This is a genomic window from Klebsiella sp. Ech2A (assembly GCF_030078455.1).
Classification (GTDB): Bacteria; Pseudomonadota; Gammaproteobacteria; order Enterobacterales; family Enterobacteriaceae; genus Klebsiella; species Klebsiella terrigena.
In genome coordinates this window covers 1-9987 of the sequence record NZ_JAQGFU010000164.1, presented here as the reverse complement: position 1 = coordinate 9987, position 9987 = coordinate 1, and the positions used below count along the sequence as shown (strand labels likewise).

The 9987-nt window shown below is 60.5% G+C and carries 8 protein-coding genes and 1 pseudogene; 3 read left to right on the top strand and 6 right to left on the bottom strand.

Annotated elements, in window-relative coordinates:
* The 4 genes and pseudogenes from PFH44_RS21250 to nqrC form a co-directional block, all read right to left on the bottom strand.
* Window positions 1-780: pseudogene (locus PFH44_RS21250) on the bottom strand (Fe-S-containing protein); the annotation flags it as partial.
* Between the two features lie 108 nt (window positions 781-888).
* On the bottom strand, window positions 889-1416 hold the full coding sequence (locus tag PFH44_RS21245) for an iron transporter (RefSeq protein WP_045858770.1): 528 nt from the start codon (window positions 1414-1416) through the stop codon (window positions 889-891).
* Window positions 1417-1449: 33 nt separating this feature from the next.
* Entirely contained in the window at window positions 1450-3372 is a 1923-nt protein-coding gene (locus tag PFH44_RS21240) for an FTR1 family iron permease (protein ID WP_283826062.1), read from the bottom strand.
* A gap of 125 nt (window positions 3373-3497) precedes the next feature.
* Window positions 3498-4274: an NADH:ubiquinone reductase (Na(+)-transporting) subunit C gene (gene nqrC / locus PFH44_RS21235; RefSeq protein WP_283826061.1), complete on the bottom strand. Its 777-nt coding sequence runs from the start codon at window positions 4272-4274 to the stop codon at window positions 3498-3500.
* Between the two features lie 395 nt (window positions 4275-4669).
* Between nqrC and PFH44_RS21230 the strand changes: the two genes are divergently transcribed.
* Window positions 4670-5635 (top strand): helix-turn-helix domain-containing protein, encoded by a 966-nt coding sequence (locus PFH44_RS21230; RefSeq protein WP_045858775.1) that lies wholly within the window; start codon window positions 4670-4672, stop codon window positions 5633-5635.
* A 20-nt stretch (window positions 5636-5655) separates the two neighbouring features.
* On the opposite strand, the gene PFH44_RS21225 is transcribed toward PFH44_RS21230, so the two are convergent.
* Complete coding sequence (locus PFH44_RS21225) at window positions 5656-5775, bottom strand: small membrane protein (RefSeq protein ID WP_139339464.1); 120 nt, start codon at window positions 5773-5775, stop codon at window positions 5656-5658.
* Window positions 5776-5987: 212 nt separating this feature from the next.
* Between PFH44_RS21225 and PFH44_RS21220 the strand changes: the two genes are divergently transcribed.
* Together PFH44_RS21220 and fdhF are read left to right on the top strand one after the other, a co-directional pair.
* Window positions 5988-7070: a malate/lactate/ureidoglycolate dehydrogenase gene (locus PFH44_RS21220; RefSeq protein WP_283826060.1), complete on the top strand. Its 1083-nt coding sequence runs from the start codon at window positions 5988-5990 to the stop codon at window positions 7068-7070.
* A gap of 284 nt (window positions 7071-7354) precedes the next feature.
* Window positions 7355-9505: a formate dehydrogenase subunit alpha gene (fdhF, locus tag PFH44_RS21215; RefSeq protein ID WP_283826059.1), complete on the top strand. Its 2151-nt coding sequence runs from the start codon at window positions 7355-7357 to the stop codon at window positions 9503-9505.
* 51 nt (window positions 9506-9556) lie between these two features.
* On the opposite strand, the gene PFH44_RS21210 is transcribed toward fdhF, so the two are convergent.
* A partial coding sequence (locus tag PFH44_RS21210) for a M20/M25/M40 family metallo-hydrolase (protein ID WP_349632135.1) occupies window positions 9557-9987 on the bottom strand: 431 nt, incomplete at its 5' end.

The window sequence follows — 9987 nt, the reverse complement described above, 5'->3', positions numbered from 1 at the left end:
GATAATCACCAGCGCGCAGCCAACGGTGGTCAGCCACAGGCGGCCGGCTCCCCGGCGTTCGGCCAGCGCCAGCCGGCGGTCAATCGGCCGTTCGGCGGCCTTTACCGCCCGGGCGTAGCCGCGCAGCGTCGGGAGCCAGAACAGGCTCATCAGCAGCAGTATGGCGCCGGCGGCCCAGCTGTAGAGCGCGGCATTGTTGGTCACTTTAGCGACAAAGCTCAGCAGCGGCTTCAGCAGCGGTACCACCTGCAGCTTCATCAACAGCAGCAGCAGGGTTCCGCCCAGCGGCAGCCACAGCAGCACCATTAGCAGCAGGGTCAGCGGCCAGTAGAGCCAGCGCATCCGCCGCAGGAGCATCGCGCAGAGCGCGGCGGCGAGGCACAGCGTGGCCAGCGCGAGGAGGATCGCCGTCAGGTTCAGCAGCAGATCGGTATTAAGGACGTGAGTTGAGGTCAGGCCGCTCAGGTTCGGATCCAGCCCCCAGCGGCGGGCGGCGCCGGCAACGAGGATCCCCTGCCACAGGTAGCGAACCCGCTGCGATGCCCACCAGAAGCTGAGCAAAAACAGCAGTGAAAGCAGAATTTCAGCGCCGACGAGGATCAGCTGCAGCGACTGGCTACCGCGAACGTAGAACCCCGCCAGCAGGCCGACGGCCAGCGCCGCAAGCAGCGTCCAGGCAAGCGGGCGCAGCGCGGGAGCGTCGCCGCGTCCCCAGAGCACGGCGGACAGAAGCGCAATGCAGAAAAAGACCTGTAGCGTCGAGACAAAAAAATAGCTCATGACTTCAACTCGGTACGGCGGATAAATAACAGACCGCAGGATGGCCGGCGGGTCGTCCTGCGTAACAGCGGCGGCGTCCGTGGCCGCGAAAAATCGGCTACGCCAGGCTTAGTTCAGGCCGACGTACTTAAACTCGTAGCTGACGTCAAACGGCTTCCACCAGCGGCCGACGCCGGTTTCGCTATCGGTATGGCGGTGCATCCCGGCTTTTGACGGCGGGTCAATGTGGTAGGTCACCTTATAGTTGCCAACGCCCATCATTTTGATATTGGCGCCGTAGTGCGGGCCGTCGCTAGCCACCATCGGCATAAAGGTGCCCTCCTGCTTCTCGCCGGTGTCGCTGTTGACCAGGGTGTAGGCGATGGTCAGGTAAGGGATCCATTCCCCCGCGCCAAAGCCGTTTTTGCCCCCTTCCACCGCATGGATGTCGGCTTCCAGATGAATATCCGACTTCGCCGCCGGCAGCCCCATGCCGCGCGGCTCCATATCGATCGGCTGGAGATAAACCGCCGCAATCTCCATCTCATTCATGGTCACCGGCTCGCCCGCCGGATACTCCTTAAAGGCCAGCGCCGCCGGGGCGGCAAAGATGCTGGCAACGGTGGCGCTGATAATCAGGGTCTGCTTAACGTTCATCTGGCACATCCTCTCGTCTTAAAATTAAAAAAGTCAGAAGTTATTTTTTATATCTTCCGCCGGCGCCGGAGCGCGGCGGCGCATGATCCACAGCGCGGCCAGCGCCGCAATCAGCAATATCGCCTGCGGGATCAGGGTTTCGACATAGGGATAGACGCCCAGCCAGCCGATTTCCGGCATGCCGCCGACCAGCGTCGGCTGGAAGAGCTTGCCCTCCACCAGTTCCAGCACCCCTTTGCCGGCAAAAACGAACGCCATCAGGTACATAAAGCCGCCGGTGAACAGGAAGAAGGGTTTAAGCGGCAGCCGCACCACCGAGTAGCGCATCACCAGCCAGGCCACCAGCAGCACCGCGCAGCCGATGATAAACCCGCCGCCGATGGCGAGGTGTCCGCCAACGCCCTGGGCGTCGCCGAACAGCGCGGCGTAAAACAGCACCGTTTCCGCACCTTCGCGATAGACCGCGAGGAAGCTGGTCAGCCACAGCCCGACCAGCGAGCCGCGCGACAGCGAGTGGGAGAGTTTGCCCTCTAGCCAGGCTTGCCAGCGGCGGGCTTCAACTTTGGAGAGCAGCCAGTAGCTCATGAAGAACAGCATCACCACCGCGATCAGCATGGTAATGCCCTCCAGCAGCTCCCGGCTGGCGCCGGAGTTGGTAAACAGCAGCTGGAAGATAAACGCCGTCGCCACGCTGGCGACGAGGGCCACCACCACCGACTGGCGAATCAGCGGCAGCTTGTCGCGCTGGTCGTTTTTAATCAGATAGGCGACGATAGCCGCCACGATCAGCAGCGCCTCCAGCCCTTCGCGCACGATGATCATCAGGCTGTAGAGCAGCAGGCTCCAGCGGGTCTCTTCCCCCTCCCCGAGCAGGGAGACCGCCTTTTGCAGATCCTGCGCCAGGGCGGCGGCCTGTGCCGTCAGCTTCTCCTGCGGCTGGCCGGCCTTCATCAGGCTGACCATGCGGGTGAAATAGGCTTCAAGGGTGGTTTTGAACGCCGCGTCGCGGGAGCCGATTTTGTTCTCCATGCCGCTGGCTTCGAAGCGGTCGAAATAGCTATCCTGGATATCCTGAATCGCGCCCTCCGCTTCGCCGCGCTGATAGCGCGCCAGGGCGGCATCCATACTTTGGTTAATTCCCGCCGCCACGCTGGCCCAGTCGGCGTTCGGCGCGGAGGCCTCCGCCGCCGCCGGGTTAGCCTGCGGCCCGTCGTCGCGGGTGCCCGGCAGGCCGGGCAAAAGGTCTTCCAGATCCTGCAGCAGCGCGGTGACCTGATACGAGACGTCGTTCAGCCGTCCGGGCTGCGCCGTCAGCGCGATCAGGGCGGTAAACTGCTGGTTAATCGCCGCCGCGTCCTTCGCCGAGCGATTCTGCCGCACCGCGATTTCCATTTCCGAGTTTTTGAAACCCTGGTAGTGCGCCTGCTGGACCTGCTGGCTGGCGAGGGAGTAGCGGCCGGCCTGATACTCGCTCACCGCCTGCGCCAGCCGGTCGTCGATGGTGCGAAAGCTCTCCTGCCACTGCGCCGCGATATCGTCCCGCGATAGAGCGGTATGCTGCTCCTCCGCCACCAGCCGATGCCCGCCGTCGAGCACCGGCTCGACTTCGCGCAGCGCCCGCTTCAGGCCGTCGACGCGCGCCTGAACCGCGTCCAGCGGCTTACCCTCGGCAATCATCCGCCGAATGTCGCCGAAGGTGCTCTCCATCTCGTAGCTTTTACGCGCCGAAATATTAATGCGAATCGGCCCTTCGAGGTTTTCAAACACTTCAAAGTAGGCGCTCTGCACCTCCCGGCGCGCCTCGTCGTTTTTCTGCTGCTGGTAGAGCTGCGCCGTTTTATCCAGCCGCTGCTCAATATCCGCGATGTAGGGAGCATAGTGGGCCTCCGCCAGCGCCGGGGCGCTGAACAGGAGGCTAAGAAGCAGAGCCAGCAGGAGAGAACGAGGGGCAATCATTGCGCCTTCCATCAAATTTAATGATAATAATTATCATTGGCATTTTTGCCGTCGATGTACATGACGCAGATCATTAAAATGTCAAACCGTGAAAATTTGTGTCAGATATTGCAAAGGCCGTGCGGCTAATTGCGCACGGCGTCGGCGGATAGTTGCGCCGGATCCTGCTGAATACGCTGGAGAAATCTGCCGTAGCCCTGCGGCCCCATCCAGTAATTAATACTCTTCTCAACGCCGTTGGAGGTTAAGGTCGCCCCGCTGATGCCGTCGACCGTGTAATCATCGTTCCGGCCATCGCTATTCTGCGTCACCTTCAGCGCCGGCTGGCCGCGCTCGTCGCGTACTTTTTTGCCCGCCCACTGCCTCAGCCACTGCGGGTCTTCCACTCTCGCGCCGAGCAGCGGCGTCTCGTTCTGCCGGTAGTACAGGAGATCTTTCACCGTGCGGCCGTCGGTGTCGATGGCCACCAGCGCATACATCATCGATTTCGCGCCCTTGCCGGAAACCGGCAGAATAATTTGTTGAATAGTTCCGCTGCTAGCGTGAACGAGGTAGATATCAACCAGGGCGCAGCGCTGCCTGATTTGCGCCGGATCGCCGGCCGCCGGCAGGCTGGCGCAGCGTTTTTGCGCCGCGCGGCCCTTGCCCGGCGCCAGCAGCTCGCCGCTATCGAGATTAAGCTGACGGACGCTAACCCGGCGCTGAAACTGCGCCCTTAGCGCCTGCGGATCGCGCTGGCCGCTCTCATCGAGCCCGGCCACTTTGAGAACGGCGGCGGCGGTTTCATCGCCATCGGGTTCGGCAAAGTTGTCTTTCTGCAGTAAAAAATAACCGCCGGCGGCGGCAAAAAATAAAACACAAAAAAACATCAAAGATAAAACAATAATTTTACGTTTCGCCATGAGCTTATTATCCCCGTGAGCCGATGTGTATTGACCACTACCTGCGATATAGCTTGCAATTATTTTCGTCCCGCTGTCCAGCCCGATGTTGCCAGGCCATTGCGGGTCAAATAAGGCGTTTATTCACCGCGCAATTAATCTATGGCAGGCGGCGTAAATATATTTTATACGCCCGAAAAGCATTCATTAATAAATGGAAAATAATATTCAGCGCGCCGGTAACCTATTTTCTGATAAAAAGAGGCGGTCCGTCATTCGGCCGGCAGGATGCCCGTGCGCGCGGGCGGTTAAAATGCGTAAAAAAAACCGCCGGGCGCTGGTTTTTCTTAGGATTAATCTTATAATCGAAGGATAAAAATTCACCTGCCAACAGCACCTTGAGAAAGGCGAAAAACATGCCCAGACCTACTGCGCTGTACGTTCCTCACGTTTTGAGCGCGGCGGATATCGCGCCGGAAGAGCGTTACCAGCAAATATCGCAAAACCTCGGCTGCTATGGGATAGAAGTAGCGAACAACCGCCGCCCGGCAGAGATTGTTGCCACGCATAAGACTATATCCGCTATTTCCGGCGACTATTGTAGTGCGATGGGTTCGAAAAATCAGACCACCTTCGATCCGCATCGCGTCGAGGAGCAGTCGATCTATATTTCGCTGCTGGTGCAGGGACATCAGGTTATTAACGGCAGAAAGAAATCCGTCTCCGCGCAGGTCAATCCGGGAATGCTGATTGTTCATCAGCGCAATGACTATTATCAGTATCAGTGCGACGACGTGAAGCAGCTCTATATCATTCCGCGCAGCGAGAAAATCAAAGAGGTTTTTAACGGCAGGCTCAATAGCCCGATTGTTTCTCTGGAGAATCATCCTCTGGCGATGTTTCTGAAATCGCACATGATGCTGCTCGATAGCCATTCGGCGAGCCTGTCGCTAAAGGAAACGGCAACCGTTGTCGACGGTCTGCATAATATGGCGCTGCTGGTCCTGAGCGATATCGCGAAACAGCAGGGATTAATCTCTTCCGGCAAGCTGGGGCATCTGGTGAATAGCGCGAAATCGTTTATCGCCCTGCACTATCAGCAGCACGATCTCACCCCGGACCTGCTGTCAAAAGCGCTCCACTGCTCGCGATCCAGCCTCGATCGCGCCTTCAACGAACAGGGAACCTCGGTTATGACGGTGCTTAAAGAGCGGCGTTTAGAGGCCGCGCGCGAGCTGCTGGAGAGCGCACCTCAGCTGCGGGTCGAGCAGATTTCGTGGCTCTGCGGGTTTATCAGCCATCCGTTATTTAGCAAAAGCTTCCGCGAAAAATATCACGCATCGCCGAAGGCCTGGCGCGAAAATTATCATAAAGCCGGTTAATAAGCCGCGGGCTTTGCGGTTCAGCGCTGGCGAAACGATTTAAAACGCATTGCCCGGCGCTCTTTAATATAGCTAAGCAGGCTATAGACGGAAATACCCAGCAGGGCAACGGCGACGAGGGCTAAAATGATTGAGCTGATGTTCATTATGGTTTTCTCCATATCATTTAGAATAAGATTTTTATCATAATGATTCCCACTCCGGCGACCAGTCCTGCCAGCCTCAACTCTGTTCTCTGCCACTCACGCCGGCACTCTCCACAAGTGCTTGATCTTCATCGGCATGGAGAGCAGCATGGATCGGCAAACATCACAAAATAACTACGCTAACCGCCTACCACAGGAGAGACTCAGTGCCTACCGGACATCGCTTTCAGGCTACGGATCTGCATCAGTTTGTCGTTACCCTTTTCAGCCACCTCGGCAGCACCGCCAGCGAAGCGACCCTCGTCGCCGACCATCTGATTGCCGCCAACCTCGCCGGCCACGATTCCCACGGCGTCGGGATGATCCCGAGCTACGTGCGCTCCCAGGCCGCGGGGCATCTACAGCTCAACCGGCATGCCAGCATTATGAAGGACGCCGGAGCGGTAGTGACCCTCGACGGCAACGCCGGGTTCGGGCAGGTTGTCGCCCACGAGGCGATGCAGATCGGTATCGAAAAGGCACAGCGGCACGGCATGGCCGCCGTCGCCCTGCGCAACGCCCACCATATCGGCCGCATCGGCTACTGGGCCGAGCAGTGCGCGGCGGCGGGCATGATCTCTATCCACTTCGTCAGCGTCGTTGGCGACCCGATGGTGGCGCCGTTTCGCGGGAAGGACAGCCGCTTCGGCACCAACCCGCTGTGCGTGGTGTTCCCGCGCAGGGGCCAGCCGCCGCTGCTGCTGGACTACGCCACCAGCGCCATCGCTTTCGGCAAGACCCGCGTTGCCTGGCACAAGGGGGAAGCGGTGCCGGCCGGCTCGTTAATCGATGCCCACGGCGAGCCGACCAACGACCCGGCGGTGATGCAGACCTCGCCGCTGGGCGCGCTGCTGACCTTTGCCCAGCATAAAGGCTACGCCCTGGCGACGCTGTGCGAGATCCTCGGCGGCGCGGTATCCGGCGGGCAGACAACCCACCAGGAGAGCCTGCAAACCTGCGTCGACGCCATTTTCAACTGCATGACCACCATCATTCTGGACCCGGAAACCTTCGATGCTCCGCAGATGCAGAGCCAGACCGAAGCCTTTATCGACTGGTGTAAGCAGTCCCCGCACGAGGCGGACGCTCCGATTCTGGTGCCCGGCGAATGGGAGCAGGCCAACCGCGAGGAGCGCCTGGCGCGGGGTATTCCGCTTGACGAGGGCAGCTGGCAGGCCATCTGCAGCGCGGCGCAGGAGGCCGGTTTAGCCGCGCAAACCCTCGCCCACTTCCGGCAAAAAATGGCCTGATCCCCGCCCTGCGCCCCTTCCTTCGCGCCGCCGGCCGGCGCGAGCCCGCCATCGCCGGGGCGTCGGGACCGGCCGCTCGTCATCGTCATTAGTGACGACATCGCGACGAGCCGGCATCCTCTGATTTAATTTCTCATAAAAATCAATATGTTATTTTTTTGGCACGCTTCCTGCTTAACAGCCACACCTGACGTCAGCATCGTGACGCAAGGACTCAATGACGATGGCAGGCCGGGCCCGGCCTGACCGACGATCTTCATTCACTGTTAACAGGTCTGTTACTGATGAAAAAAATCACGAGCGTTTGCCCTTACTGTGGGGCGGGTTGCAAACTTAAGCTGGTTGTCGAAAACGATAAAATTATCCGCGCCGAAGCCGCCGATGGGGTGACCAACCAAAGCCAGCTGTGCCTCAAAGGCTACTACGGATGGGATTTCCTCAACGATACCCAGCTGCTCACCCCGCGCCTGAAGCAGCCGATGATTCGCTACCAAAAAGGCGGCCAGCTCACCCCGGTGACCTGGGATGAAGCGATCCGCTATACCGCGAAGAAGCTGCAGGCCATCAAACAGCAGTACGGCCCGCGCGCCATCATGACCACCGGCTCATCGCGCGGTACGGGGAATGAAACCAACTATGTGATGCAGAAGTTTGCCCGCGCGGTGCTCAACACCAACAACGTCGACTGCTGCGCCCGCGTGTGTCACGGGCCGTCGGTAGCCGGTCTCCAGCAGGCGCTGGGCAACGGCGCGATGAGCAACTCGATAAGCGATATTGAAAACTCGAAATGCCTGCTGGTCTTTGGCTACAACTGCGCGGATTCCCACCCGATCGTGGCCCGCAGGGTGATCAAAGCCCGCGAGAACGGGGCGAAGATCATCGTCTGCGACCCGCGGCGCATTGAAACCGCGCGCATCGCCGATCGTCACCTGCAGCTCAATAACGGCAGCAATATGGCGCTGGTCAACGCCTTCGCGCACGTGCTGCTCGAGGAAGACCTCTACAACCATGATTACGTCGATCGCTTTACCGAAGGCCTTGAAGCCTACCGGGAAGCGGTGCGGGACTACTCTCCCGAGGCGGTTGAAGCGCTGACCGGGGTGCCGGCGCAGGAGGTGCGCCAGGCGATGCGAATGTTTGCCGCCGCACCTTCGGCCACCATTATGTGGGGAATGGGCGTGACCCAGTTTGGCCAGGCGGTGGACGTGGTCAAAGGGCTGGCCAGCCTCGCGCTGCTCACCGGCAACCTTGGCCGCGAGCACGTCGGCGTCGGCCCGGTGCGCGGACAAAACAACGTCCAGGGCGCCTGCGACATGGGGGTTCTACCGAACCTCTTCCCCGGCTATCAGGAGGTCACCGACCCGCAGGTGCGGGCTAAGTTTGCCGAGGCCTGGGGCATCGACCCGGCGCTGATGGACGATAAGGTCGGCACCCGCATCACCGAAGTGCCCCACAAGGCGCTTACCGGGGAGATCAGGGCCTACTACATCATGGGGGAAGATCCGCTGCAGACGGAGGCCGACCTCGGGCTGGTGCGCAAGGGGATCGAGGCGCTGGATTTCGTGGTGGTGCAGGATATCTTTATGACCAAAACCGCCGAGATTGCCGACGTGCTGCTGCCGGCGACCTCCTGGGGCGAACACGGCGGCGTGTTCACCTGCGCCGATCGCGGCTTCCAGCGCTTTGAGAAGGCGATCCCGGCGTCGGGAAACGTCAAGCGCGACTGGGAGATTATCAGCCTGCTGGCCAGCGAAATGGGCTATCCGATGCGCTACGCGGATAACCAGCAAATCTGGGACGAGATGCGCGAGCTGTGCCCGCTGTTCTACGGCGTAACCTATGAAAAAATGGGCGACATGAACCACGTGCAGTGGCCCTGCCCGACGCTGGATCATCCGGGCACGCCGTGGCTTTATAAGGATAACCAGTTTGATACCCCGACGGGTAAAGGCCAGCTGTTCGCCGCGCCGTGGCGGGCCCCGGCCGAAACGCCGGATGCCGACTATCCGCTGGTGCTGTGCACGGTGCGCGAAGTCGGCCACTATTCGTGCCGCTCGATGACCGGCAACTGCGCGGCGCTGCAGTCGCTGGCCGACGAGCCGGGCCGGGTGCAAATTAGCCGCGCCGATGCGCAGCGGATGGGAATTGCCGACCGGCAGCTGGTGTGGGTCAGCTCGCGGCGCGGGAAGGTTATCACCCGCGCCGATATCAGCGATCGCATCAACAGCGGCGCCGTCTATATGACCTACCAGTGGTGGGTGGGCGCCTGCAATGAGCTAACCCAGGATAACCTCGACCCGATCTCGAAAACGCCGGAAACCAAGTACTGCGCGGTGAAGGTCGAGGCCATTGCCGACCAGCGCTGGGCGGAGCAGTTTGCGCTCAGCGCCTACAACGAGATGAAAGCGCGTCTTAAAGCCGCGGCTAACGCCTAAAAAAGTCAGGGGAGACGTGCCTCCCCTGACGTGACATTGTCACTCAACGCGTCAGGCTTCACCGGCCAGCGGCAGCAGCTTTTCCACCAGCGCCGTCCACATCAGCACCCCGGGTTCGATCAGATCGTCATTAAAATCATAGCCGGCGTTATGCAGCGGTTTGGACGGCGTTTCGCCATCGGTACCGATCCAGAAATAGGCGCCGGGGCACGCTTCCAGCATGCAGGCAAAATCTTCTGAGGCCATTGACGGGCTGACCTCGGCGTTCACCGCCGACTCGCCCAGCGCGGCAATCGCCGCCTCGCGGACGCTCAGCGCCTGCGCCGGATGGTTTCTGGTGACCGGGTAGCCCGGATACCAGAAAATCTCCCCCTGCACGTCAGAGACCTGCGGCTGCGTCGCCACGTAGTGCTCAATCAGCCCTTTTACCCGCTCGCGAACCGGGTTGCTCAGGCAGCGGAAGGTGCCGCGCAGCACCACTT

Bases quoted from the DNA above. Each gene is read 5' to 3' on its own strand.
- nqrC (WP_283826061.1), bottom strand. From the start codon at position 4,274: ATGGCGAAACGTAAAATTATTGTTTTATCTTTGATGTTTTTTTGTGTT.
- PFH44_RS21230 (WP_045858775.1), top strand. From the start codon at position 4,670: ATGCCCAGACCTACTGCGCTGTACGTTCCTCACGTTTTGAGCGCGGCG.
- fdhF (WP_283826059.1), top strand. From the start codon at position 7,355: ATGAAAAAAATCACGAGCGTTTGCCCTTACTGTGGGGCGGGTTGCAAA.
- PFH44_RS21240 (WP_283826062.1), bottom strand. From the start codon at position 3,372: ATGATTGCCCCTCGTTCTCTCCTGCTGGCTCTGCTTCTTAGCCTCCTG.
- PFH44_RS21245 (WP_045858770.1), bottom strand. From the start codon at position 1,416: ATGAACGTTAAGCAGACCCTGATTATCAGCGCCACCGTTGCCAGCATC.